Raw genomic sequence first — 24,445 nt, forward strand, 5'->3', positions numbered from 1 at the left:
GGGCGGTGGTTCGCGGTGATGACGGATCGTCGGCCGATCGCCGCGTGATCGTTTCTGCGCGGCTGTGAGCGCCCGAAGGCCGCAGCTGATCTCCCGTGATCGGTCGTGACGTTCTGTAGGTGCGTCCATGAAGTCCGGGGGTCACCGACTTGACGTATTACTCACTCGTGTGGGGCAGCGGAACAGGGCATTAGTAAGACAATCGCCTCAAGGTGGACAGGAGGGTACGAATCCACCACCGGAGGTCGATGTGCCGCGACAGCAGACACCCGGGGGAGTGGACCGCTCCCGCATCCGAAGTACGGCGGCCGTCGTCACTTCCATGGCGGCGCTCGCCGCGATGTCGCTCGTCGCCACCCCCGCGGTGGCCGCTTCCGGTGCCGGCCCCTGCGCCCTGACCCGTACGACGGCGCACCATTCCCTCGGCCTGGACACCTGGAACGGCGCCTACCCCAGGCCCGAGCGCACCCTGAATGCGGTCATGGTCTTCCTCTCCTTCCCCGACCATCGCACCGCCGTCACTCCCGAGGAGTTGACCGGCGACTACTTCCCGGCCACCAGCGATTTCTTCCAGCGGGCCTCCTACGGGCGCTTCCGCCTGGCCCCGCACCCGCAGAAACAGTGGATCCGGATGCCCAAGCCGTCCACCGCGTACGGAATACAGCGCGACTGGGCCCCCGAGGACCGGGCGGCGTACCTGCGGGACGCCGTCGCCACCGCCGACCCCGAGGTGGACTTCAGCCGGTACGACGTCGTGTACTTCATCGCCGACCCGGACGCGCCCGGAGTGGACTCGGACGCCACGAAGGTCGTCAACTTCGACCGTCCGATCCGGGCCGACGGCACGGACCTGCGGCGGATCGTCACCGTCTTCGAGCAGCACCCGCCGGACCGCAACGTCCTCGCGCACGAGACCGGCCACGTCTTCGACCTGCCCGACCTCTACCACCGACCGTCCGACGGCAAGGGCGACTGGGACACGTACGTCGGCGACTGGGACGTCATGGGCAGCCAGTTCGGGATGGCCCCGGACCTGTTCGCCTGGCACAAGTGGAAGCTGGGCTGGCTGAGCCCGTCCCAGGTCGACTGCGTGCGCTCCGGCTCCTCGCTGCACACCCTGCAACCGCTCGCGGAGGGCGTTCCCAGCGGCGGCACCGGCGGAACCCGGCTGGCGGTGGTCCGCACGGGCCCCGGCAGCGCGATCGCCATCGAGGCCCGGGGCTCCGCGGGCAACGACGGGGACACCTGCACGGAGGGCGTCCTGATCTACCGGGTCCGCAACGAGCCGGCCTCGGGCGGCGGCCCGATCGAGGTGCTGGACGGCCACCCGGGCACCGAGGCCTGCTGGGACCGCTCCGTGTACCCGCCGCTGGCGGACGCCCCGCTGGAGGTCGGCGAGTCGTTCACGGTGCCGGGGGAGCGGATCCGCATCGAGGTGGCGGACCGGACCCAGTCCGGCGCGTACACCGTCAAGATCACCACATAGCCCCACGGGCCCCCGCCCCAAGGCTCCCGGGGCACGAAAAAGGCCCCCACTCGCGTGGGGGCCCTTCTCCGTCTGTGCGCCGCCAGGGACTCGAACCCCGGACCCGCTGATTAAGAGTCAGCTGCTCTAACCAACTGAGCTAGCGGCGCTTGGTGACGAGCTAGACATTAGCATCAGGATCGGCCGAACCAAAAATCGATACCTGCAGGCGGGCGGCGTGCAGGAAGGCCCAGAGCAGCGAATCCGCGCCCGGCAGCCAGGGACGCCGGGAGTCCGGGGCCACCAGCCAGCGGGACGGCCCGGGGGAAGGCGCCAGCGGCGGCACGGTGACGGCGTCGCCGTGGCCGTGACAGAGCGGGGCGGCCGTGGCCGGGTCCCACTCCTCCCAGGCGAGCAGGGCCGGCAGCCGCTGGGCGGTGCCCGGCGCGGCGAAGAGCAGCGTCCGGCCGCGGTGCACGGCGGCGGGCCCGGAACCGGGCCCCTCGGCCCAGAGCAGGTCGAGCATCCGGCGCCCGAGGACGACGGGGACGTTGACGACGTCGAAGGCGGTCCCGCAGGGCAGCACCGCCGGTGCGGCGGGCCGCTCCCACCACGCGGCGAGCGTGCCGTGCGGGCGGGCACACGCGGAGGCGAGCCAGGCCGCGCCCTCGGGGGTGACGAGGGTCGCGGACGCGGGGGCGGTGCGGACTTCGAGGGCGGCGCAGCCGGTCAGGGTCGTCATGCCGTCAGGTCTACCGGGCGTAGCGCGACCGTTCCGGGGAGTTACGGGAATCCGGGACAGACACGGCCGCCCGGGGGTATGGTGCGCCCCGCATATGCCAGATGTGACGTGCGCCGCACCCGGAACCGGATGCGGCGCACGGGCCGGCGCTTCGCGGACGCGCCCTAGGGGCCGTCCGGGTGGCCGTCCCGCAGCAGGGTCTCGCCGAACTCGATCATCTTGACCGCGTAGTCCTCGGTCCACTCCGCCTGCTCCGCGATCGCCGCCGCCGGCAGCCGGTCGAACCGGCGCGGGTCCGCCAGCTGCGCCGCCGCCACGGCCTGGAACTCCACCGCGCGCTCCTGGGCCGCCCGGAAGGCCAGCGTCAGCTCGGTCGCACGGGCCAGCAGCTCCCGCGGATCGTCCAGCGACTCCAGGTCGAAGAAGTGCTCCGGGTCCGTTGCCACCTCGGAAGGCTCGAAGAGCAGCGGCGCGGGCCGCAACCTCCGCTCGGTGCGCTCGGGCTCTGCCATGCGTGTCCTCCTGCTGCGCGTACGTCGTCCCTTCCGGGCCACCCTCCATTGTCCAACGTCGCGCAAGAGTGCACCCGGGGCGTCAGACGCCCGCCGGCTCCTTCGCGAGCGCCGCGATGTCGTCGAACACGCCGGTGAGCTCGCCCGCGAGCCCCTCCGGAGCCTCGAATCCCGCCTCCCCGACCAGCGCGTTGATGCCGGGGACGGCCACCGACCGCTCGGCCGGCACCATGCCCAGGCGGGTCAGGACCGGCCGCAGCATCTCGGCGGCGGGGGCTCCGCCGGTCGGGCCGGCGCTGTAGCTGACGATGCCGACCGGCTTGCCCCGCCATTCGCGGTAGAGGAAGTCGATCGCGTTCTTGAAGGGGGCGGTGTAGCCGCCGTTGTACATCGGCAGGACGAACAGCACGGCGTCGGAGGAATCGATCAGCGCGCTCCACGCCAGCGTGTGCGGATGGGTGTAGTTGCCGCTGGAGGCGTACTCGGGCTCGTCCAGGAAGGGCAGGGCGATCTCGGCGAGGTCGACCGGGGTGACCTCGAACGCGCCGTGCTCGCGGGCCCGGCCGACGACCCACTCGGCGAGCGGACGCCCCGAGGAGGTGGGGCGGGTGGCGGCGTAGATGACGTGCAGACGGGTCATGGGGCGTTCGTTCCTTCGGCTGTCGGTGCGGTGCGTCGGGGGCAGTCTGGTGGGTGACGCGGCCCCCGACCAAAGCCGGGGACGGGTGATGCGTCAACTGGGCGGATGACGTGCCGCCGAGGCGGGCGCCCGCGCGAGCGCCGCCTCAGGGCCGCCAGGCCACCCGGTGTTCCGCCAGGTGGGCCAGCACCGAGTGATTGGCCTCCCAACCATCCGGGAATTTCACCGTCACCCCCAACTGCACCGGCTCCGACGACGGATGGTCGTCCAGCAGTTCCGCTATGCCCGCCCGGGCCACCACCACGCAGGCGTGCCGGTGCCGGGACGCCAGCACGCACAACCGACCCGTCTCCAGATGGAACGCGGTCGCGTCCGGCCGGCCCGACAGCGGGTGCAGCACCACCGTCAGGTCGAACTCCCGCCCCTGGAGCCGGTTCGCGGTGTCCACCGTCACCCCCGGGACACCCAGCGCCGTCAGGGCCGCCCGCACGGCGGCGGCCTGGTCCCGGTGCGCGGTGCCCACCGCGATCCGGTCGGCGGTCAACGGCGTGGGGCCCGCGGACTGTTCGTCCGCCGTCACCGCGCCCCGGTCCAGTGCCCGGCGCACCACCAGGGCCACCGCCCGCACCGCCTCCGGGTCGGTGCGCGGGGTGTGCCGCGCGGGGAGCTCCAGCAGGCCCCAGCCCGACTCCGCGGCCTCGTCCAAGACCCGGTCCGGGCCCGACCCGTCCGAGGCGACCCCGTACGACAGCCGTCGCTCGCCGGGGCCCGTGCCGCTGCGGAACCGGTTGTACGGGTAGAACGCCCGGGACACCAGCGGCGCGGCCGACGCGGGCAACCGCCAGGACACCGGCAACCGGTGCTGTGGCAGATGCGGGTTGTGCGCGAGCAGGGTGGACACCGCCGAGGCGGAGGGATCGTAGGACAGCCCCGCCCACTGCTCCGCGCCGACCACGCTGAACGGGTCGAGCTGCCCGGGGTCGCCCACGAACAGCGCCCGCTCGAACAGCCCGGCCACGGCCAGCAGCGCGTCCGAGCGCATCTGGTACGCCTCGTCCACGATGGCGTGCTCCCACGGCTCCGTGTCCTTCACGTACGCCCACTTCGCCGCCGTCGAGATGGTGATCGGCAGCTCGGCGAGGTCGGCGGGCTTCGCCGACAGGGTCACCGACGCCAGCTCGCGCAGCGCCGGGTCGTAGGCGTCGCCGTCGCTGCTGTGCAGCCGGCCCACCTTCAGCCCCGGATCCTTGCCGTGCAACCGCAACACCAGATCGTCGACCTGCGCGTTCGTCTGCGCGACCACCATCAGTCGGCGCCCGGCGGCGGCCAGCTCCCGGGCGGCCCGGACCACGAGCGTGGACTTGCCGGCGCCCGGCGGGGAGTCGACGACCACGCCCCGCTCCGCGCCGTGCAGGGTGTCGTGCAGGATGGCGGCGGTCGCCTTGTCGGCGGCCGCGGCCGGATCGAAACTCACAACAGGTCCTCGGCGGTCACGGGATCGGGCGCGGGCAGGTGCGGTCGGTCGGCGCTCAGGTGCGCCGGCGGGCCTCCGTGCGTCCACGGGGTCTTCTCCGGATCGGGCAGCTTGGGGCCGCCGCGCGCGTCGTGCTCGAACAGCGTCCAGCAGAGCCGGTCGCCCTTCTCCGGCACCGAGCCGGGAGCGGGTTCCCTGCCACCGCCCATCTTGTCGAGCAGCCGCAGCACGATCCGCCCCGCCTCCTCGAACCGCACGAACTCGGCCGCCTGCGGACGGCCGTCGAGGGACCGGAACACCTTTGCGCCTCCGCCGTCCGCCAACTGCGGCCGGTCCTCGGTGTCCACCGTCACCAGCGGGCGCGGACGCGGCCGCTTGGCCTGCGTCCACTCCATGACCACCTCGGTGACCTCCCCGGCGAACGCCTCCCCGGACAGCCGCCGACCCGCCATCACCAGTGGGTCGTCCAGTGCCTCCTGGGCGTCGAGACGGACCTGCTCGGTCTCGCGCGTGGCCAGCTTCTGGGCCGCCGTCACCGCGTCGTCGCGGCGCGGCTGCGGGGGCTCGCCCGCCCGCACCCGGTCGCGGTGCCCGGTGTACGACCAGCGGTCGCGGGTCCAGCGCTCCTCGGTCCGCTCCCCGGACGGCAGCGCGCGCAGCAGCTCCAGCGACCGCCACACCGCCGCCCACGTGGGTCGCATCTGGTCCGCGACGAGTTCCCGGACCGCCCGCTCGGCCGGTTCGACGGCGGCGGGGTCACCCGAGGCGCGCGCCGCGTCGTAGCGGGCCATCGCCGGGGCCAGCAGCCGGTTGTCGAAGGCGGGGTCGGTGGCCGGTCCGGCGGGCGGGACCAGCAGCCCGCCCCGGGGGTCGCGGGCGACCTCGGCGCGCAGGGCCGCCTCCGCGCCGGATTCGCCCTCGGGGGGCGCGATCCAGGCGAGCAGGGCGCCCAGATGCTGGTCCTCCAGGTTGCTCTGGCCCGTCGCCCAGTGCCGACCGAGCAGGTCCGTCGCCGACAGCAGCATCGAGGAACCGGGCACCCGGGCCCGCTCCCCGAGGTGGGTGAACCAGCGCCCCAGCAGCGGCACCCGGGCCGGCGCCGGATACGGGTTCTCCGGATCCTCCTCGGCCGTTCGCCGGAACCGCATCGACCGGCCGAGGAGGCGTACGTACTCCACGCCCGCCCGGCTGGGCACGATCAGTTGGGGGGCGTCCAGGCACAGCTCGGCGGCGACCTTGCTCTTGGCGCCGGTCTCGGGGTCGGTCTCGTTGCGCTCCACGAGCTCGACGTCGTCCGCGTACGCGTCCACGTACGGCAGCACCAGGTCGGCCAGTTCCGCGAGGAAGGTCCAGCGCAGGTCGCGGTCGCGCGGCTGAGGGACCACGAGCAGCGCCGGCGCCTGCGGATCGGTGCCGACCATGGCGCCCAGCGGCGCCCCGGCCTCGCCGGCGGTGGTCAGCGGCACGACGACCAGCGGGCGCCCGCTCAGATGCCGGTGCCGTACGGTCGCCAGCGCCTGGGCCCGGCCCGCCCGGACCGCCTCCAGGCGCGCGAGGGTGTTCAGCAGGGGCATGTGGCGGCCTCCGGGGACGTCCGGGCGGGGACGAGCGAGAGGGCCTCGGCGCGCAGTCGGGCGGCCCGGTGCAGCGCGGCCGCGATCGGGTCCTGCGTGCCGCCCGCCCCGGCGGCCGCCGCGAGGGCCGCCTCGACGGTGGTCAGACCGCCCAGTTCGCCCCGCAGGGAACGGCCGAGGGCGGTCACCTCGTCGGCGCCGCGGGCCCGCTCCCGGCAGTGGAAGGCCAGTTCGCAGGCGGCCAGACACTCGGGGGCGTACGCGGCGGTGACGGCGGACACCGCCTCGGTCAGTTCCTCGGCCGGCCGGGCGGGATCGAAGCAGGTCCCCTCCGGCAGGGCGGCGGCCAGGTCCTCGACCCGGGTCAGCCGCTCCAACTGGCGCCGGGTCACGGCGCGCTCGCGCCGCACGTCGACGAGCGCGGCGGTGGGCAGGTTGGAGAAGTCCTTGGGGCAGACCAGCACCACCTGGTGGCCGACGGTGGAGCCGGGCAGCTTCTCGGCGGTCTTCTCCAGGGCCAGCACGTACACGGCGGCCTGCCGCGCGGCGGCGCCCACCTTCGCCGCGTCGGCGCCCCCGTCGATCATCGGGAACGACTTGATCTCCACGACGGTCCAGTGGCCGTCGGGGTGCACCACGACGGCGTCCGGCTCCAGGTAGGCGGGCGTGCCCGCCACCTCCAGGGCCAGCATCGGATGGTCGAGCAGGGTCCAGGTCCCGGCGGCCGTGGCCTCGCGCAGGGCCAGCGCGGGCCGGGCGGCCCGCCCTTCGGGACCGGCGGCGGTGAGATCGGGCAATGGGGCGGCCGGGCCGGGCGGCTCGGCCCCGGCGCCGAGCCGTTCGTGGACCAGGCGCAGCAGTTCGGCCCCGCCGTCGCCCTTGACCTTGGCCTCGAAGGAGTTGCCGCGCACTATCGCGAACTGGGACTGCCCGAAGGGGGCGGGGGAGCCGAGGGCCTGCGCGAGAGCCGTCTTGTCCACGCCGGCCCCGTCGAGCAGGGCCCGTCTGCCGCAGCCCGGGTTGGCGGCGAGGGCGGCCAGCGCCCTGGCGTCGAGCGGGCGGGGCGGCACGGAGGGGCCGCGCAGGTCAGCGAGCCGCTGCCGCAGTGTCGTCGTCTGCGGTGTTCGCTGCGGAGGGCCGCCGGCCGGGTAGGAGCTCACGGGCGGAAGTGTCCCATCCGCCACTGACAATCGTGGTCTTACGCCGGAAACCGGCTGTTCCCGAGTGGAACCGCCTGGTCAGGAGCAGGCCCAGACCCATCACGGCGGCTCCGGCGCCGGCGTCCAGGAAGTAGTGGTTGGCCGTGCCCATGACCACCAGCGTGGTGGCGGCCGGGTAGGCGATCCCCAGGGCCCGCACGAGGGGGCGCCGGCCGTGGGTCCACAGCAGCACCCCGCACCACAGGGCCCAGCCGACGTGCAGGCTCGGCATCGCCGCGTACTGGTTGGTGAAGGATCCGAGGCCGCGCGGGGCGCCGGCCTCGCCGCCCCACCAGCCGTACGCGCTGTACTGGGCCATCGTGTCCGTGAAACCGTGCGCGGCGTCGAGCAGCCGGGGCGGGCAGGTGGGCAGCAGGGCGAAGCCGACCAGCGCCGGCAGGGTGGAGACCACCAGCCAGGTGCGGGCGGCCCGGTAGTGCGCGGGCCGTCGGCGGTGGAGCCAGACCAGGACGGCCGGGGTGAGGAGGTAGTGGAGCGAGGCGTAGCCGAAATCGGCGGGCACGCCCCACCAGGGGGATCCGGAGAAGAGCCGGTTCAGGGGACGCTCGAAGTCGATCCCGAGCACCTCCTCGACGCGCAGGACGGCGAGGCCGTGCCCGACGGCGAGGTCCACGTCGCCCCGCGCCAGGAGCCGGCCGGCGGAGTACGCGCCGTAGACGAGTCCGAGGAGGAGCAGTTCCGTCCACCACCGAGGGGGCCGATGCCTGTCAGTCATGAGGTGTAGGACGCTTGTGCGACCGGGGGAGTTGCCCGGTGTTCATGTGATGGATGATGGACGGACGACGGAACCGCCTCGAAAGCGGGCCGATCCGTACACATCGATATGTACCGGGAGAAATTCACATGGCCCCCCGCATCCTGCTGGCCCGCCACGGACAGACGGCGTGGTCGCAGCTCGGCAAGCACACCGGACGCACCGACGTGCCCCTGCTGGAGGAGGGCAGGCGGGGAGCGAAGCTGCTCGGAGAACGGCTGGCCCGCGAACCGTGGGCGGGCCTGCCCGGCCTGGAGGTGCGCACCAGCCCCCTGGTCCGCGCGAGCGAGAGCTGCGACCTGGCCGGCTTCGGGGCCCGGGCCGAGCCCTGGGACACGCTGATGGAGTGGGACTACGGCGACTACGAGGGCATGACCCCGGCCGAGATCCAGGCGATCCGACCCGGCTGGTTGATCTGGCGCGAGGGGGTCCCCGGCGGCGAGTCCGTCGCGGACGTCGCGGCCCGCGCCGACGAGGTCGTCGCCTGGGCCCGCTCGGCCGAACGCGACGTCCTCGTCTTCGCCCACGGCCACGTCCTGCGCACCCTCGCCGCCCGTTGGCTCGGCTTCGAGGCCTCCTTCGGCGCCCGGATCCGGCTGGAGCCCACCTCCCTGTCGGTGCTGGGCTGGGCGTACGGCGAACCCGCGCTGGAACGCTGGAACGACACCGGCCACCTGGACGGCTGACCGCCGGCGTCGCAGCGCCCGGCCCGGCCGGGGCCCGATCGGCCGGCCCGGGGCCCGGGGCCCGATCGGCTCGACCGGCGCCCGCGCGCCGGGCGGGTCGTCGCGCGCAGGTCAGGCCGTGGCGTGCCGGATCAGGAAGGCGCCGACGCGCGGTGAACGCTGGTGCGGGACCAGCGTCTTGGCCGTCCCCGCCAGTATCGACCTGATCCGGGTCGACTGGACCTCGGCGAGCAGGTCCAGTACCCGGCCGCCCGCCCAGGCGGCCTCGTCGGGCGCCCCCGCGTGGGCCAGGTTGTCGGCGAGCTCGGCGGTGTAGAGGGCCACGTTCCGGGCGAAGTGCGGGTCCTGGAGGTCCGCCGCCCGGCGGGCGTGCCGGGCGGCGCGCGCGTGCTCCCCGAGCGCCGCCCAGCAGCGGGACTCCAAGGACTCCAACTCGGCCTCCCCGAAGAAGGACATCCACTCGGGGTCCGCGCCCGCCGCGCCCCGGGAGAACTCCGTGTGCGCCCGGGCGAGCGCGTCCTCGCAGGCCCTGCGGTCGTCCAGCCCCGCCCAGCCGCCCGCCTCCCGCAGGGCCAGCAGCGACAGCAGTCGGGGCGACCCCAGCGAGCGGGCCGCGCGCCGGCCCGCCTGGGCCGCCCGCACCGACTCGCGGGGCCGCCCGCAGTCCCGCGCCAGGAACGCCATGTTGCTGAAGGCGTGCGCCTCCAGGGCGGGGTCGCCCGACACCCGGGCCGTCGCCAGGGCCTCCGCGTAGTGCGAGCGGGCGTCCTCGAAACGGCCCGAGTCGTGCGCCAGCCACCCCACCGAGACCGCCAACTCACCCGCCCCCGCGTGCAGTCGGTCCTCGGTGGACTGCCGGGTGGCCCCGGCGTCGAGCAACGCGTAGGCGGTGCGCAGGGGTTCGGCCGCCCGCCGGTACAGGGCGTCGGCCCCGTGCCGGTCGTCCAGCAGCCGGATCTGACGCACGGCCTCCTCGACGGCGGCGGCCTCGGACTCGCCGGCCCGCGAGGGGAGCCGGCGGGAATCGCCGAGCGGGGCGAGGCCGAGCGTCGCGGCCGCCACGGTCGCGGAGCCGCCCGCCATGAACGCGCGACGCAGCACGTCGCTCTCCTTGGGACGGTGGATGAGGTGGGAGAGGGAGGGGGGTGCGGGGGCGCCGCGCTGCGCGGAGCGCCCGCGCACCGCCTCGCGTGCGCAGAAGCCCAGGTCGGCCAGGGTGTGACCGGGGAACATGTGCAGGAAGACCCGCTCGTAGGCGTAGTTGGGGCAGCGGATCTCGCCGGACTCCACCCGCCCGATGTAGCGGGCGTCGCAGGAAACCGTTTCGCCGATCTCCCGTGCGGCCCGGCGGACCGCCGCCGCGAACTCGGCCGGGGAGCGCGCTCCGCGCAATCGCCGGAAAGAGGAGTTGGGTGAGTGGGGGGACGCCGCCATGGACGTGGCCTCTCTGGACTTCGGGCTTTCCTCAGACTGTGCCCGGCGCGGACGAAGGTACCGCCGGCGAAGGACCGTTCATGCGGTGTTTGCCTACAAAACGGATATCTCACCCGCGATCCGCCATGAACTGCCATCCTTTGCGGCATCGTTGCGCCGCACCCGTTGACGTTCCGCCGCGTTGAACCCATGCGCAGTGGCTCGCACGCGGATCGAGGAGGGGTTCCCTTGGTGGAGGGCGGCATGGAGAGCATCGGAACGAACACCGCGCCCGAGCCGGGGGCGGTCGGGACGCTGGACACGCTCGAAGCGCCGGCTCCGGCCGAGGCGCCGGACCTGGTGACCGTGCCCGCCCGGCAGGGCCTGGAGGCGGTCGACATCATCCGGCGGGCCACCCACCACACCGCCCCAGGCGTGGGCCCGGTCCTGCACGACGGCTCCGGCGACACCCTCGGCTTCCTCGTCCCGCCCGGCACCGCCGACGCCTGGGACCTGCCCGGCAGCGCCTGTACGCAGACCAACGGACGCGGCCTGCGCATCGGCGACGCCGAGATCTGCGCCTCGCCCGCCGTGGACGGCACCGGCTGGCTGCTGCCCCCGGAGGCCGTCGGACCGGTCACCGACCCCGACGTGCTGCGCGCGGCGCTCGGCGAGGCCGCCCGACTGATCGAGGCGGCCGACAACTGCCGCTGATGCCCTGACCGGCGATAATGGGCGCATGGCAGGGAAGAGCAAGGGCAGCGGGCGCCGGGGCGCCGTGGAGCCGGTCGTCGGGCAGGTGGGCGGCGGCCGGGCGGAGTTGACCCCCGATCGCGAGCGCGCGGGCGCCTGGACCCTGCTGATCGACGGGGCGCCGCAGTCGCACGTCGACCTCGCCGACCCCGGGTACCTGGACTTCGCGTACCAGCGCCGGATCGGCCACCTGATCGACCTCGTCGCGCCCGCCCGGCAGCCCCTGAACGCGGTGCACCTGGGCGGCGGCGCCTTCACCCTGGCCCGCTACACCGCGGCGAGCCGCCCCCGCTCCACCCAGCAGGTGGTGGAGATCGACGCCGGCCTGGTGGCCTTCGTACGGGAACACCTGCCGCTGGACCCGCAGGCGCGGGTCCGGGTACGGGCGGTGGACGCGCGGGCGGGCCTCGCCAAGGTGCCGGACGGCTGGGCCGACCTGGTCATCGCGGACGTGTTCGGCGGCGCCCGCACCCCGGCCCACCTGACGAGCGCCGAGTTCCTCGACGACGTGCGCCGGGCCCTCGCGCCGGGCGGCTGGTACGTCGCCAACCTCGCCGACGGCCCGCCGCTGGCGCACCTGAGGGGCCAGATCGCCACCGCCGCCACCCGGTTCGGGGAACTGGCCCTGGCCGCCGACCCCGTGGTGTGGCGGGGGAAACGCTTCGGCAACGCGGTCCTCGTGGCCGCCGACCGGGAGCTGCCGGTCGCGGAGTTCACCCGGCGCGTGGCGAGCGACCCCCACCCCGGGCGGGTCGAACACGGCCGGGCCCTGGCGGACTTCGCGGGCGGCGCGGCCCCGGTCACCGACGCCTCGGCGGTGGCCTCGCCGGAGCCGCCGCCGTCGGTGTTCCGCTAGGGCCTGTCTTTCGCCCTGTCGCCCGTCTCCCCGGGATCCCGCCGGGCCGGCCCGCGCAGCCGGCGCTTGTCCGGTTTGCCGCGGTCCGTCAGGGGGAGGGCCGGCAGCCAGAACACCGCCGTCGGGCGGTGGTCCCGCGCCAGCTCCCGTTCCACCAGCGCGCACGCCGCGTCGGCCGTCTCCCCGGACGGGACCGATCCGGCGGCCGGCACCAGGAAGGCGCACACCTCCTCGCCGGTGACGTCGTGGAACCGGCCCACCACCGCGGCCTCGGCCACCGAGGGATGCCGGGTCAGCGCCGCCTCCACCGGCCCGCAGTAGATGTTCTCCCCGTCCACCATCACCACGTCCTTGACCCGGTCGTCGAGGTACAGGTACCCGTCCGCGTCGAAGTGCCCGAGGTCCCCGGTGCGCAGCCATCCGTCGCACAGCACCTGCGCGGTCAGCGCGGGCCGCTTCCAGTAGCCGGCCATCACCGTCGCGGACCGCACCCACACCTCGCCCGTGTCACCCTCGGGGCACACGCCGCCGTCCGCCGTACGGACCTGCGCCGTCACCCCGGGCACGGGCCGGCCGACCGAGCCGAGGAGGGCGGGGCGGTCACCGACCGCCGCCTCGTGGTCGGCCGCCGTGAGCCGGCAGATCACCCCCGACTCGTTCATCCCGTACCCCTGCCGCCACTCCACGCCCGCCCCCCAGCCGGTCAGCGCCCGCCGCAGCCGCTCCGGGTGGACGGGCGCGTCCCCGTACGAGACCTGCTCCAGGCCGGGCACCCCGGCCGCGGTCACCGGGTCGTCCAGCAGCCGGTAGACCATCGAGGTCGTCAGGTACGTGGACACGGGCCCCAGCCGGCGGCAGGCCTCCGCGAACCCGCGCGTGTCGAAGGGACCGAGGACCTCGCTGCGGCCGCCCGCCCGCAACTGCTCCAGGCACCGGCCCCCGGACCGCTGGGCCAGGGAGGTCACCGACAGGTAGACCAGCTCCGCGCTCCGCCCGCGATCGGCCTTGCGGGCCGCCATCGCCCCGAACGTGGAGGCGACCCCCTTCGGGCGGCCCGTCGTACCGCCCGTGTACGTCACCCGGGCCACGTCCTCCTCGCGGGCCCGTACCGGTACCGGCGTCGCGTCCAGGGCGCGGGCCGATTCCAGCAGCGCGCCCACGCCCACGCGGGCGACCCCGGTGTCCGGGACCGGGGTGTCGTGGACGACCAGCGCCGGTTCGCAGTCCCGCAACAGGAACTCCAGGCCGTGGGTGGCCGGCCCGACGACGACCTGGGTCAGCCGGGCACCGAGCAGGTGCGCCGCCAGCCGTACGAGCAGCTGCTCGGGCGGATTGCCGGCCGTCACGCAGGCCAACCCCGACCCGCGGTCGACACCGAGCCCGGACAGGGCGCCGGCCAGCCGGTACGCGTCGGACAGCACCTCGTCGAAGGTCAGCAGCCAGGACGGGCCGGCGCCGAGCGCGGGCTTCCCCGCGTACCGCTCGCACGCCCCGATCAGATCCGTGACGTACCGCGCGCCACCCATGTCCGCCGTCCCTCCCTCGTCACCACCGGTCGGTGCCGACGGTAGCCGAGGGGCCCGCGCGGACCCCGGGTCCCTCAGGGGTCCACGATCTGCACGCGCGGGGCCGTGTCGTGCCAGGTGCAGAACACCGACACCTCGCGGCCGTCCTTGGTGAAGGTGACCCGGATCCAGAAGTCCTGCTTCCACACCTGCATGCGCCAGCCCGCCGCCGGGGTGGCGGACACCAACTCGGCCGAGGACGTCCCCATGTCGAAGGCCACCCGACCGCCGGACACCCCGTACCCCTTCACGTCGTCCCCGCCGGCCCCGTCGTCCGGCTGCCGGTACGGGCGCGGGCTCGGCGACGCGGACGGCGGCTTCGGCTTCCCCGAGGACGGCGCCGCCGACGGGGACGGGGCCGACGCCGACGGGGAGGGCGACGCGGACCCGGGCGGCGGGACGGGGGAGGACGGCGGATCCGTGTGGTGCGTCGAGGAGGACAACGGCACCGCGGTCAGCGGAACGGCGAGCGGAGGATCGTAGGCCGTCCCGGACATGACGGTGTGCACGCCCCACCACGACAGCGTCACCGCCGCCGCCGTGGACAGCGTCCACGCCATGGCATGTACAAGTCCTCTGAGCATCAGGGCACATACTGCACCACCCGTCACAGAGACGGCCCGGCGCCTCCCGGCGTCCCCCGAATGGACTACGGTGCCGCCATGGCAAGTGTGCTCGTGGTCGAGGACGACCAGTTCGTACGATCCGCCCTCATCCGGCACCTGACCGAGGCCTCCCACACCGTGCGGAGCGTCGGCACGGCCCTGGAGGCACTGCGCGAGGTCGCGCACCACCGTTTCGACGTCGTCATCCTCGATCTGGGGCTGCCCGACCTGGACGGCGCCGAGGCCCTGAAGATGCTGCGCGGCATCACCGACGTCCCCGTCATCATCGCGACCGCCCGCGACGACGAGGCCGAGATCGTCCGGCTGCTCAACGACGGCGCCGACGACTACCTGACCAAGCCGTTCTCCGTCGAACACCTCTCCGCCCGGATGGCCGCCGTACTGCGCCGCTCCCGCGCCGCCACCGGCGTGGAACCGCCCTCCCGGGTCCTGCGGGTGGGCGGACTGGCCATCGACCCGCTGCGCCGGCAGGCCGAACTCGACGGGGCGGTACTGGACCTCACCCGACGGGAGTTCGACCTGCTGGCCTTCCTCGCCGGCCGGCCCGGCGTGGTCGTGTCCCGGCGCGAACTGCTCGCCGAGGTGTGGCAGCAGTCCTACGGGGACGACCAGACCATCGACGTCCACCTGTCCTGGCTGCGCCGCAAACTCGGCGAGACCGCCGCCAGCCCCCGCTACCTGCACACCCTGCGGGGTGTGGGCGTCAAGCTGGAGCCGCCGGCGTGAGATGGGCGCTGGTCAAGGTGTGCCTCGCGGTCACGGCCATGGTGGTGGTGGCCTTCGCCGTACCCCTCGGGCTCGTGGTCCAGGAGATGGCCAGCGACCGGGCCTTCTCCAACGCCGAACGACAGGCCGCCACCATGGGGCCCACCCTCTCCATCACCACCGACCCCGTACAGCTGCGCAAGGCGGTGGAGTCCACGCAGATGGGCGCCGCCGGGCGGATGGCCGTCCACGTGCCCGCGATCGGGGACAGCGCCCCCGTCGACATCGGTGACGGCTGGGCCGGGGAGCACGCCGTCACCCAGACCCGCACCATGGGCCGCGCGACCACCGCCGAGGTGTCCGGGGGCGGCTCGGCACTGCTCCAGCCCACCGCGCTCGGATCCGGGGACATCGCCGTGATCGAGATCCGCGTGCCGGAGAGCGAGGTCAGCAACGGGGTCGCGACCGCCTGGATGGTCCTCGCGGGCGTCGGGCTGGCACTGATCGTGGGCTCGGTGGCCGTCGCGGACCGGCTCGGCGCCCGCCTGGTGCGACCGGCCGAGCGGCTCGCCGACGCCGCCCACCAGTTGGGCGAGGGGCGACTCGGGGCCCGCGTACCGGAGGACGGCCCCAAGGAACTCCGCTCGGCGGCCGTCGCGTTCAACTCCATGGCGGACCAGGTGGTGGAACTCCTCGCCAACGAGCGGGAACTCGCCGCCGACCTCTCGCACCGGCTCCGCACGCCGCTGACCGTGCTGCGGCTCAACGCGGCCTCCCTCGGCGAGGGCCCGGCCGCCGACCACACCCGGGCGGCGGTGGAGCAACTGGAGCGCGAGGTCGACACCATCATCCGTACCGCCCGCGAACAGCGCGCACCGCACACCTCGGTGGGCGCGGGCTGCGACGCCTCCGAGGTGATCCGCGACCGGATGGACTTCTGGTCGGCGCTCGCGGAGGACGAAGGACGCGAGGTCCGGCTGGCGGGCGTGGACCGCGCCGTACGGATCCCCGTCGCCAGGGCCGAACTCGTGGCGGCCCTGGACGCCATGCTGGGCAACGTCTTTCGGCACACCCCCGAGAGCACCCCCTTCGCGGTGGACGTCCACGACGCCGGGGACGCCGTCATCGTGCTCGTCTCGGACGCGGGACCGGGCATCGCCGACCCGGACGCGGCGCTGCGCCGCGGCAACGACGGCGGGCGCGACGGTTCGACCGGCCTGGGCCTGGACATCGTGCGCCGGGTCGCGGAATCCACGGGCGGCGACGTGCGGCTGGGGCGCTCGGTGCTCGGCGGGACCGAGGTACGGGTGTGGATCGCCCTGGACGACCGGGCGCGGGGCGAGGCCCGACGCAGCCGCCGCAAACGCCGGGGCGCCTGACGCGCGGGGGCGCCAGGGTCGGCGGTTGCCGGTTGCCGGTTGCGGGTTGGTGGTTGCCGGTTGGTGGTTGGTTGGCAGGTCCGGGTCGGTTGGGCCGGCCGGGGGCGGTCGCGGTCACGTGCGGGCAGTCCGGGGCGCGCCTGGCCGTCCGGGCGTCCGCGGGTCGGTACGGTCCCACGGCACGGTTCGCGGCGCCGGTCGCCACGGACCCGCCCCCTCCGCACGACATCGGCACCCGGATCGGACGTGAGCATGCGCTACGCAGTGCTGGGCACGGGCACGGTCGGCCGCACGATCGCCGGCCGCCTGCTCGACCTGGACCACGAAGTGGTCATCGGCACCCGTATCCCCGAGGCCACCCGCCAACGCGCCGAGTTCGCCGACGGGCGCCTCCCGGTGGCGACCTTCGCGCGGGCCGCGCGGGACGGCGAGACCCTGATCAACGCCACGAACGGGCTGGCGAGCGTCGCCGCGCTGCGCGAGGCGGGCGCGGCGGACCTGGACGGCCGGATCCTGATCGACGTCGCGAACCCGCTGGACTTCGCGGAGGGATTCCCGCCCCGGCTGGACGTGGTCAACGACGACAGCCTGGGGGAGATGCTCCAGCGGACGTTCCCCGGACTCCGGGTGGTGAAGACGTTGAACACGATGAACTGCCGGATCATGGTGGACCCGGCGCGGGTCCCCGGGGACCACCAGGTGTTCCTGTCCGGCGAGGACCCGGACGCGAAGGCGACCGTACGCGAACTGCTGCGCTCCTTCGGCTGGCCGGACGCCCGCGTCCTGGACCTCGGCGGCATCGAGACCGCCCGCGGAACGGAGATGCTGCTGCCGTTGTGGCTGCGCCTGATGAGCGCGCTGGGGCACGCGGAGTTCAACTTCCGCGTCGAGACGGCAGACGTGGCCGAGACGGCCGAGACGGCCGAGGCGGCCGAGGCGGGAGCCGTCGGACCGGTGTGACGGCGAACGCGGTCCGGTGGCCGTTCGCCGCCGCCCGTGAACCGGCCACCGCCACCGCCCGCCGCGGCCGGGGTCGGGGTCGGGGTCGGGGTCGTGGGATTCAGGGGATTCAGTCGGCGGAGTCGAGCCGTTCGGCCTCGGTGCGCACCACCTCGGCGGCGCGGTGGAGGTAGTCGGCGATGACGGCGAGTTCGCCGTCCGAGTAGTCCCGCAGCGCGGCGCCGAAGGCGCGGTCGGGGGCCTCCCAGGCGGCGCCGATCCGCCGGCGGGCCTCGGGGGCCAGGGCGACGAGGGAGCGACGGCGGTCGTGCGGGTCGGCGTGCCGTTCCACCAGGCCCGCCTTGACCATCCGGTCGACCAGACGGGTGGCGGATCCGGAGGTCAGTCCGGTGAGGCGGGCGATGTGGCCGGTGCTGACCGGCTCCGCCTCGTTGGCGAGGAGGCGCAGGCACTGCGTGTCGGTGGGGTGCAGGCCGAGGTGGTCGGCCATGGCCTGATGGAGGCGGGTCTGGTCGGTGTGGTGCCGGCCGCTCTCGATCAGGATCCGCGCGAGGAGTTCCGCGCGGGTCCATTCCTTACCCGAACGAGGGGAATCGGTTGACATCGGCTTCTCCGTGCTTCAAATTTAACTGTGTGACGCAGGGAGTGCGTCACACAGCATCTGTGCCAGGGTCTCATTCTAGGGGGAGGAGGAGCCTGCCATGTCGAATCTCGTTGCCGGGCACCCGGCCGGGCGCGGCGCCGGGCCGGCGTCGGGGGGCGCCGAGCGAGGCGTATGTATATTCGGAGAATTCCCGGACGGTCCAGGAATCAGGGGGCGGAGGTGGAGGCATGGCCCCGCGCGCGGGTCTGACAACCGAGCGGGTCACCCGGGCCGCCGCCGACCTGGCCGACGAGGTCGGATTCGACCAGGTGACCGTGTCGGCCCTCGCCCGGAACTTCGGGGTGAAGGACGCCAGCCTCTACTCCCACGTCCGCAACCTCCAGGACCTGCGGATCCGGGTGGCCGTGCTGGCGGCCGGCGAGATCGCGGACCTGATCGGTGCGGCGGTGGCCGGGCGTTCGGGCCGGGACGCACTCGCCGCCTTCGCCGACGCCTACCGGGACTTCGCCCTGCGCCACCCCGGCCGGTACGCGGCCACCCAGATCCAGCTCCCCCCGGACCGGGGCGCCGCATCCGGTGGCCACCTCCGCTTCATCGAGCTCACGTACGGGGTGCTGCGCGCCTACGGCCTGGCCGAACCCGACCTGACCGACGCCGTCCGCCTGCTGCGGAGCACCTTCCACGGGTACAGCGGCCTGGAGGCCACCGGTGGATTCGGCCACCCCCGGGACGTCGGCGCGTCATGGGAGCGGATCATCGACGCGCTGCACGTCGCCCTGGAGAACTGGCCCCCCGCCCGGGGCTGAGCCCGCGTCACGGCCGATCCCCGTCACGGCCGGGCATCCGTCACGGCCGAGTCCCCGTCACCGCAGGACGCTGTTCCGGGCCAGGTCGGCGTACCAGTGGGCACTGGCGCGCGGGGTGCGGACCTGGGTCTCGTAGTCCACGTGGACGATGCCGAACCGCTTGCCGTAGCCGTGACTCCACTCGAAGTTGTCCATCAGCGACCAGAGGAAGTAGCCCTCCACGGGCGCCCCGTCGGCCAGTGCGCCGTGGATCGCCGCGAGGTGCCCGCGCAGATAGTCGATGCGCCGGGGATCGTCCAGCTCCGGGCCGTAGGCGGCGCCGTTCTCGGTGACGAGGAGCGGCAGCCCGGGTGCCTCGCCGGCGAACCGGGACAGCAGCTCGCGCAGCCCGGTCGGATCGATCGACCAGTTCATGTCGGTCCGCTCGCCCGGGGGTTGGTGGAAGGCCACGGACTCCGACCCGGGCCACGGCGAGTGCTCGCTGTCCCCGTGCCCGTCGGCGCGCGGGCCGCCCGCGGCAGCCGAGACCACGGCCGGGGTGTAGTAGTTCACCCCGAGGAAGCCGAGGGGCTGGTGGATCAGCGCCTCGTCGCCCGGCCGGACGAAGGACCAGTCGGTGAGCGCGGCCGTGTCGACCCGCAGGTCGTCGGGGTAGGCGCCGTGCAGCAGCGGCCCGGTGAAGATCCGGTTCGCGAGGGCGTCGATCCGCCGCCGGGCGTCCAGGTCGGCCTCCGAGTCGGTCAGTGGCCGTACCGCGCTCGGGTTGAGCGCGATGCCGACCCGCGCCGAGGACGGCAGGACCGAGGACAGCGCCGACGCGGCCAACCCGTGCGCCAGGTTGAGGTGGTGCGCGGCGCGCAGCGAGTCGGCGGGGGAAGTGCGCCCCGGCGCGTGCACTCCCGAGGCGTAGCCGAGGAAGGCGCTGCACCAGGGTTCGTTCAGGGTGGTCCAGCGCCCCACCCGGTCGCCGAGGGTCTTCGCGACCGTCTCCGCGTACGACGCGAAGGCGTACGCGGTCTCCCGTTCCGGCCAGCCGCCCGCGTCCTCCAGCTCTTGCGGCAGATCCCAGTGGTACAGCGTCGGGCACGGTTCGATCCCGTGCGCCGACAACTCGTCGACGAGCGCGTCGTAGAAACCGAGTCCGCCGGACAGCACCCGGGGCCAGGACACCGAGAACCGGTACGCCCCCAGCCCCAGCGCGGCCATCAGCCGGACGTCCTCGCGCCACAACCGGTGGTGATCGGCGGCCACGTCGCCCGTGTCGCCGCCGCGCACCTTCCCCGGCGTACGGCAGAAGGTGTCCCAGATCGACGGCCCGCGCAGCTCGGCCGCGCCCTCGATCTGGAAGGCGGCCGTGGCCGCTCCCCACAGGAACCCGTCGGGGAACCGCACGTCGCTCATCCCACTCATCCCGCTCAACCCTTCACCGCTCCCTGCATGATGCCGCCGACGATCTGGCGGCCGAAGACGAGGAACACCAGCAGCAGCGGGAGCGTGCCCAGCAGCGCACCCGCCATGATCACGGACTGGTCGGGGATGTACCCCCGGCCCAGACCCGTCAGGGCCACCTGCACCGTCGGGCTGCCGTTCTGCGTCAGCGCGACGATCGGCCAGAAGAAGTCGTTCCAGGCCATGACGAAGGTCAGCATCCCCAGCACCGCCATCGCCGGACGCGCCGCCGGGAACACCACGTGCCACACGACGCGCCACGAGCTCGCCCCGTCGGTCCGCGCCGCCTCCACCAGTTCGAACGGCAGCGCGTGCACCAGGTACTGCCGCATGAAGAACACCCCGAAGGCACCCACCAGGGCCGGCAGCACCACCGCCTGGAGCCGGTCGGTCCAGGACAGTTCGGCGATCAGCATGTACAGCGGGACCACGCTCAACTGCGGCGGCACCAGCATGGTCGCGACCACCAGCGCCATCAGCGGCCGGCGCCCCCGGAACCGCAGTTTCGCGAAGGCGAAGCCGGCCAGGGTGGAGAAGAGCACGGTGCCCGCGGTGATCGTGCCCGCGACGATCACCGTGTTCAGCAGGGCGGTGCCCATGTTCGCGTCGGTCCAGGCGACCGACAGGTTGTGGCCCAGGTTTCCGCCGAACCAGAACGGCGGCGGGGTCTGCGCCAGCCGCGTGTTGTTCCGGGAGGCGGCGATCGCCGTCCACACCAGGGGGAAGAGGGAGCCGAGGGTGAACACCCCGAGCACGACGTACGTCGGCTTCCCCGCGCGCAGCGATCTCATCGGGACACCCTTCGCAGCAGCCGGGCCAGGCCCGCGATCAGCAGCAGGATCAGGAACATCGCCCACGCGATGGCGGAGGCCCGCCCCAGGTGCAGGTTCACCCACCCCTGCTCGTACAGGTACAGCCCCAGCGTCTGGAACTGGTGGTCCGAGCCGCCCGTCGCGCCCGCCCCGCCGTTGAACAGCAGCGGTTCACCGAAGAGTTGGGTGGCCCCGATGGTCGACACCACGCAGGTGAAGAAGATCGTCGGCCGCAGCGAGGGCACGGTGACGTGGACGAACTGCTGCCACCGCGAGGCCCCGTCCAACTCCGCCGACTCGTAGAGATCGGCCGAGACGGCCTGCATGGCCGCCAGGTAGATCAGCGCGTTGTAGCCCGTCCACCGCCACACCACGATCGTGGACACCGCCACCTGGGAGGCGAAGGGGCCGTTCTGCCAGTCCACCGGCCCGAAGCCGACCGTCGACAGGGCCCAGTTGACCATCCCGTAGTCCCGGCCGAAGAGCAGCACGAAGACCAGCGTGGCCGCGGCCACCGACGTCGCGTACGGGGTGAGCACCGCGACCCGGAAGAAGGCCGAGCCGCGCATCTTGTAGTTGAGCAGGTGCGCCAGCCCCAGCGCGATCGCCAACTGCGGCACCGTCGACAACAGCCCGATGGTGAAGGTGTTGCGCAGCGCGTTCCAGAAGAACGCGTCGTCCCACAGTCGGGTGAAGTTCCGCAGTCCCACCCAGGTCATGGCGTCCGGGTCCGTCAACTCCACCTGGTGCAGCGCCGCCCAGCCGGTGTACAGCAGCGGGAACAGCCCGAACGCGGCGAAGAAGAGGAAGAAGGGGGCCACGAAGCCGTACGGACTCCAGCGCAGGTCCCACCGGTAGCGGCGGGAGCGCCACACCTGGCGCCGGTCGCCCCCCTCCGCCGCCGGCCGGTCGCTGCCGGCGGCGGAGGGGGCGAGAACAGCCGTCTCGTCCGTCACCGCCACCTCACTGCTCCAAGGCGTTGTCGATCGCCTTCACCGCGGCGTCCCAGCCCTCCTGCGGGGTGCGGCCCTTCTGGTCGACCTGGAGCATCCCGATGTCCGCCAGGTTCTGCGCGATGACCAGGTCCTTCGGGCCGATCACCGTGACCGGCACCCCCTCGGCCGCCCGCGCGAAGATCTCCCCGATCGGGGCGCCGCCGAAGTACGCGTGCTTCGCGCCCGACACCGCCGGCAGCTTGTACGCGGCGCTCGCGCTCGGGAAGCTCCCGCGCTTCTCGAACAACTTCGCCTGCTGCGCGGGGGCCGTCAGCCAGGCCGCCAGCTTCGCCGCCTCCTCGGCCTTCTTGCCCGCCTTCGGCACCACCAGGAACGAGCCGCCCCAGTTGCCGGCCTTCGGGGCCTGCGCCACGTCCCACTTGTCCTTGCCCGCCGGACCCGCCTTGTCCTGGATGTAGCCGAGCATCCAGGCCGGGCAGGAGACGGTGGCGAAGTTCCCGTTGGAGAAGCCCTGGTCCCAGGCCGGGGTGAACTGCTGGAGCTTCGCGCTCAACCCCTCGACGGCGAAGGAGGCCGCCAGGTCGAAGGCGCCGCGCACCGCCGGGTTCGTCTTGTACGCCACCTTGCCCTGCGCGTCGTAGAACCGCTCCGCGCTGCTGCCCGTGACGGCCGCCATCACGCCCGACGCCGAATCCACGAAGGCCTTGCCCGCACCGGACTTCGCCTTGTAGGCCTTGCCCGTCTCCAGGTACTTGTTCCAGTCGCCTGCCCACAGCGCGCCGACCGCGGCCCGATCGGTGGGCAGCCCGGCTGCCGCGAAGAGGTCCTTGCGGTAGCAGATGCCCTGCGGGCCTATGTCGGTGCCGAGAGCGACGGTCGCCCCGTTCTTCGCGGTCCCCTGGGCCCACTTCCACGGCAGGAAGGCGCCCTTGTCGACGCCCGGCGCCTTCGCGAGGTCAACCAGTTTGTCGGCCTGGGTCGCGGTGACCTCCGCGATGTTGTTGACCTCCACGGCCTGGATGTCGGCGAGTCCGCTGCCGGTGCCCAGGTGGGTGAGGAGCTGCGGGTAGTAGTTCTCGTTGCGCTCGATGGAGGTCTGCTCGATCCTGACCCCCGGGTTCTGCGCCATGTACTCGTCGTACAGACCGGCCTCCTGGAGCCCGAAGGCACCGAAGACCCCGACCGTGAGGGTGGTCTTCGCCTTGCCGCCGGTGGAGCCGCCCTGGGCGGGAGCCTCGCCGGGGTCCTGCGAGCACCCCGCGAGGAGCAACGCCGTCGCGCCCATCGCACCGACCGCGGTCACAAGTCTTCTTCGGGCTCGCATCAGGATCCTCCCTGGGGGATGGAACGTGCCGGGTGTCGTGTGCCACAGTGTGGGAGCGCTCCCACCATCGTCAAGAGGCAGTCAACGGGTAGATTCACCAGCCGGGAGGAAGCCATGAACGGGCACGGGCGCAGCGGGGGACGGCCGACGCTGGAGGAGGTCGCGGTCCGGGCCGGGGTCGGACGCGGCACGGTCTCCCGGGTGATCAACGGATCCTCCCAGGTCAGCGAGCAGGCCAGGGTCGCCGTCGAGGCCGCCGTCGCCGAACTCGGATACGTCCCCAACCGCGCGGCCCGGGCCCTCGCCGGGAACCGCACCGACGCCATCGCCCTCGTCATCCCCGAGCCCGAGGCCCGCTTCTTCGCCGAGCCGTACTTCTCCGACGTGGTGCGCGGGGTCGGCGCCACCCTCGCCGAGACCGACATCCAACTGGTGCTCACCCTCGCCGGCAGCGAGCGGGAACGCCGCCGACTGGCGCAGTACCTGTCGAACCACCGCGTCGACGGGGTGCTGCTGGTCTCCGTGCACGCCGGGGACCCGCTCCCGGAGCTGCTCGCCGAACTGGGCATCCCGGCCGTGATCAGCGGACGCCGCTCGGCCGACGAGACGTTGCCCAGCGTGGACTCCGACAACCTCGCCGGAGCCGCCGAGGCCGTACGCCACCTCCTCGGCCGGGGGCGCCGCGCGATCGCCACCGTCACCGGACCCCTCGACGTGTACGGCGCCCAGTGCCGCCTCGACGGCTACCGGCAGGCGCTCCTCGCCGCGGGGCACCCGGTCGACGAGGCACTGATCGCGGTCGGGGACTTCACCGAGGAGGGCGGCGGCCGAGCCGTGCGCGAGCTGCTGGAACGCCGGCCCGACCTGGACGCCGTCTTCGCCGCCTCCGACGTCATGGCGGCGGGCGCCCGCCGCGAGCTGCGGGCCGCCGGCCGCCGCATCCCGGGCGACGTGGCGCTGGTCGGCTTCGACGACTCGGTGGTGGCCCGCCACATGGACCCGCCGCTGACCAGCGTGCGCCAGCCGATCGAGGAGATGGGCCGCACCATGGCGCGGGTCCTGCTGGAGCGGATAGCGGGCCGGCCGGGGCAGACGGCGGTCGTGCTGCCGACGGAGCTGGTGGTCCGGGAATCCTCCTGAGCACGCGGTCGGGAACCGCCCTGAGCACGC

At 73.7% G+C, this 24,445-nt stretch carries 24 protein-coding genes and 1 tRNA gene; 9 read left to right on the forward strand and 16 right to left on the reverse strand.

Annotated elements, in window-relative coordinates; translation table 11 throughout:
* The first annotated feature begins 250 nt into the window (after window positions 1-250).
* Window positions 251-1,486 (forward strand): M6 family metalloprotease domain-containing protein, encoded by a 1,236-nt coding sequence (locus ACIRO3_RS09345; RefSeq protein WP_404134277.1) that lies wholly within the window; start codon window positions 251-253, stop codon window positions 1,484-1,486.
* Window positions 1,487-1,561: 75 nt separating this feature from the next.
* On the opposite strand, the gene ACIRO3_RS09350 is transcribed toward ACIRO3_RS09345, so the two are convergent.
* The 8 genes from ACIRO3_RS09350 to ACIRO3_RS09385 all read right to left on the reverse strand — a co-directional run bounded on the left by ACIRO3_RS09350 (window position 1,562) and on the right by ACIRO3_RS09385 (window position 8,342).
* Window positions 1,562-1,635: transfer RNA gene (locus ACIRO3_RS09350), tRNA-Lys, on the reverse strand.
* Window positions 1,636-1,646: 11 nt separating this feature from the next.
* A complete protein-coding gene (locus tag ACIRO3_RS09355) occupies window positions 1,647-2,207 on the reverse strand; it encodes a bifunctional DNA primase/polymerase (RefSeq protein WP_361771638.1) in 561 nt (186 codons plus the stop codon).
* A 164-nt stretch (window positions 2,208-2,371) separates the two neighbouring features.
* Complete coding sequence (locus tag ACIRO3_RS09360; RefSeq protein ID WP_361771637.1) at window positions 2,372-2,719, reverse strand: hypothetical protein; 348 nt, start codon at window positions 2,717-2,719, stop codon at window positions 2,372-2,374.
* Window positions 2,720-2,801: 82 nt separating this feature from the next.
* Window positions 2,802-3,359 (reverse strand): NADPH-dependent FMN reductase, encoded by a 558-nt coding sequence (locus tag ACIRO3_RS09365; RefSeq protein ID WP_404134281.1) that lies wholly within the window; start codon window positions 3,357-3,359, stop codon window positions 2,802-2,804.
* A 145-nt stretch (window positions 3,360-3,504) separates the two neighbouring features.
* On the reverse strand, window positions 3,505-4,833 hold the full coding sequence (locus ACIRO3_RS09370) for an AAA domain-containing protein (protein ID WP_404134284.1): 1,329 nt from the start codon (window positions 4,831-4,833) through the stop codon (window positions 3,505-3,507).
* Window positions 4,830-6,407: a hypothetical protein gene (locus ACIRO3_RS09375; RefSeq protein ID WP_404134286.1), complete on the reverse strand. Its 1,578-nt coding sequence runs from the start codon at window positions 6,405-6,407 to the stop codon at window positions 4,830-4,832. The genes ACIRO3_RS09370 and ACIRO3_RS09375 overlap by 4 nt, the downstream gene beginning before the upstream one ends.
* Window positions 6,395-7,567 carry a hypothetical protein gene (locus ACIRO3_RS09380; protein WP_404134288.1) on the reverse strand — a complete coding sequence of 391 codons (1,173 nt, stop codon included), beginning with the start codon at window positions 7,565-7,567 and terminating at the stop codon, window positions 6,395-6,397. The genes ACIRO3_RS09375 and ACIRO3_RS09380 overlap by 13 nt, the downstream gene beginning before the upstream one ends.
* Window positions 7,494-8,342 carry a phosphatase PAP2 family protein gene (locus ACIRO3_RS09385; protein ID WP_404134290.1) on the reverse strand — a complete coding sequence of 283 codons (849 nt, stop codon included), beginning with the start codon at window positions 8,340-8,342 and terminating at the stop codon, window positions 7,494-7,496. Before ACIRO3_RS09385 ends, ACIRO3_RS09380 begins: the two co-directional genes overlap by 74 nt.
* A 128-nt stretch (window positions 8,343-8,470) precedes the next feature.
* Here ACIRO3_RS09385 and ACIRO3_RS09390 point away from each other — a divergent pair, with 128 nt between their 5' ends.
* The gene (locus ACIRO3_RS09390; RefSeq protein ID WP_404134292.1) at window positions 8,471-9,067 is read left to right on the forward strand and encodes a histidine phosphatase family protein; all 597 of its coding nucleotides are present in this window, start codon (window positions 8,471-8,473) and stop codon (window positions 9,065-9,067) included.
* Between the two features lie 111 nt (window positions 9,068-9,178).
* Here ACIRO3_RS09390 and ACIRO3_RS09395 read toward each other — a convergent pair whose 3' ends face one another.
* Window positions 9,179-10,501 carry a tetratricopeptide repeat protein gene (locus ACIRO3_RS09395; RefSeq protein ID WP_404134295.1) on the reverse strand — a complete coding sequence of 441 codons (1,323 nt, stop codon included), beginning with the start codon at window positions 10,499-10,501 and terminating at the stop codon, window positions 9,179-9,181.
* A gap of 243 nt (window positions 10,502-10,744) precedes the next feature.
* On the opposite strand from ACIRO3_RS09395, the gene ACIRO3_RS09400 reads away from it, so the two are divergent.
* Both ACIRO3_RS09400 and ACIRO3_RS09405 read left to right on the forward strand, forming a co-directional pair.
* Complete coding sequence (locus tag ACIRO3_RS09400) at window positions 10,745-11,194, forward strand: hypothetical protein (RefSeq protein ID WP_404134297.1); 450 nt, start codon at window positions 10,745-10,747, stop codon at window positions 11,192-11,194.
* A gap of 25 nt (window positions 11,195-11,219) precedes the next feature.
* Complete coding sequence (locus ACIRO3_RS09405) at window positions 11,220-12,089, forward strand: spermidine synthase (protein WP_404134299.1); 870 nt, start codon at window positions 11,220-11,222, stop codon at window positions 12,087-12,089.
* Here the strand turns inward: ACIRO3_RS09405 and ACIRO3_RS09410 are convergent.
* Both ACIRO3_RS09410 and ACIRO3_RS09415 read right to left on the reverse strand, forming a co-directional pair.
* Complete coding sequence (locus ACIRO3_RS09410) at window positions 12,086-13,615, reverse strand: class I adenylate-forming enzyme family protein (RefSeq protein WP_404134302.1); 1,530 nt, start codon at window positions 13,613-13,615, stop codon at window positions 12,086-12,088. The two genes, ACIRO3_RS09405 and ACIRO3_RS09410, sit on opposite strands and share 4 nt — an antisense overlap.
* A 74-nt stretch (window positions 13,616-13,689) precedes the next feature.
* Window positions 13,690-14,238: a hypothetical protein gene (locus tag ACIRO3_RS09415; RefSeq protein ID WP_404134305.1), complete on the reverse strand. Its 549-nt coding sequence runs from the start codon at window positions 14,236-14,238 to the stop codon at window positions 13,690-13,692.
* 78 nt (window positions 14,239-14,316) lie between these two features.
* On the opposite strand from ACIRO3_RS09415, the gene ACIRO3_RS09420 reads away from it, so the two are divergent.
* From ACIRO3_RS09420 to ACIRO3_RS09430, 3 genes are all read left to right on the forward strand, one after another.
* Window positions 14,317-15,006, forward strand: coding sequence for a response regulator transcription factor (locus ACIRO3_RS09420; RefSeq protein ID WP_361771624.1), 690 nt, complete (start codon window positions 14,317-14,319; stop codon window positions 15,004-15,006).
* The gene (locus tag ACIRO3_RS09425; RefSeq protein WP_404134308.1) at window positions 15,003-16,364 is read left to right on the forward strand and encodes a sensor histidine kinase; all 1,362 of its coding nucleotides are present in this window, start codon (window positions 15,003-15,005) and stop codon (window positions 16,362-16,364) included. Before ACIRO3_RS09420 ends, ACIRO3_RS09425 begins: the two co-directional genes overlap by 4 nt.
* A gap of 252 nt (window positions 16,365-16,616) precedes the next feature.
* Window positions 16,617-17,324 (forward strand): NADPH-dependent F420 reductase, encoded by a 708-nt coding sequence (locus tag ACIRO3_RS09430; protein WP_404134310.1) that lies wholly within the window; start codon window positions 16,617-16,619, stop codon window positions 17,322-17,324.
* Between the two features lie 109 nt (window positions 17,325-17,433).
* Here the strand turns inward: ACIRO3_RS09430 and ACIRO3_RS09435 are convergent, their stop codons facing one another.
* Window positions 17,434-17,928, reverse strand: coding sequence for a MarR family winged helix-turn-helix transcriptional regulator (locus tag ACIRO3_RS09435; protein WP_404134313.1), 495 nt, complete (start codon window positions 17,926-17,928; stop codon window positions 17,434-17,436).
* A gap of 227 nt (window positions 17,929-18,155) precedes the next feature.
* Between ACIRO3_RS09435 and ACIRO3_RS09440 the strand changes: the two genes are divergently transcribed.
* A complete protein-coding gene (locus ACIRO3_RS09440) occupies window positions 18,156-18,734 on the forward strand; it encodes a WHG domain-containing protein (RefSeq protein ID WP_361771620.1) in 579 nt (192 codons plus the stop codon).
* Between the two features lie 57 nt (window positions 18,735-18,791).
* Here ACIRO3_RS09440 and ACIRO3_RS09445 read toward each other — a convergent pair whose 3' ends face one another.
* From ACIRO3_RS09445 to ACIRO3_RS09460, 4 genes are read right to left on the reverse strand one after another with little or no spacing between them, the layout of a single operon-like run.
* Entirely contained in the window at window positions 18,792-20,135 is a 1,344-nt protein-coding gene (locus ACIRO3_RS09445; RefSeq protein WP_404134316.1) for a GH1 family beta-glucosidase, read from the reverse strand.
* 14 nt (window positions 20,136-20,149) lie between these two features.
* Window positions 20,150-20,974, reverse strand: coding sequence for a carbohydrate ABC transporter permease (locus ACIRO3_RS09450; RefSeq protein WP_329445081.1), 825 nt, complete (start codon window positions 20,972-20,974; stop codon window positions 20,150-20,152).
* Window positions 20,971-21,951 carry a carbohydrate ABC transporter permease gene (locus ACIRO3_RS09455; protein ID WP_404134319.1) on the reverse strand — a complete coding sequence of 327 codons (981 nt, stop codon included), beginning with the start codon at window positions 21,949-21,951 and terminating at the stop codon, window positions 20,971-20,973. Before ACIRO3_RS09455 ends, ACIRO3_RS09450 begins: the two co-directional genes overlap by 4 nt.
* A gap of 7 nt (window positions 21,952-21,958) precedes the next feature.
* Entirely contained in the window at window positions 21,959-23,275 is a 1,317-nt protein-coding gene (locus tag ACIRO3_RS09460) for an ABC transporter substrate-binding protein (protein WP_361771618.1), read from the reverse strand.
* Between the two features lie 114 nt (window positions 23,276-23,389).
* Between ACIRO3_RS09460 and ACIRO3_RS09465 the strand changes: the two genes are divergently transcribed.
* On the forward strand, window positions 23,390-24,415 hold the full coding sequence (locus ACIRO3_RS09465; protein WP_404134324.1) for a LacI family DNA-binding transcriptional regulator: 1,026 nt from the start codon (window positions 23,390-23,392) through the stop codon (window positions 24,413-24,415).
* Window positions 24,416-24,445: the final 30 nt, after the last annotated feature.

Origin of the sequence: Streptomyces sp. NPDC102278 (assembly GCF_044766345.1) — a bacterium.
GTDB lineage: Bacteria > Actinomycetota > Actinomycetes > Streptomycetales > Streptomycetaceae > Streptomyces.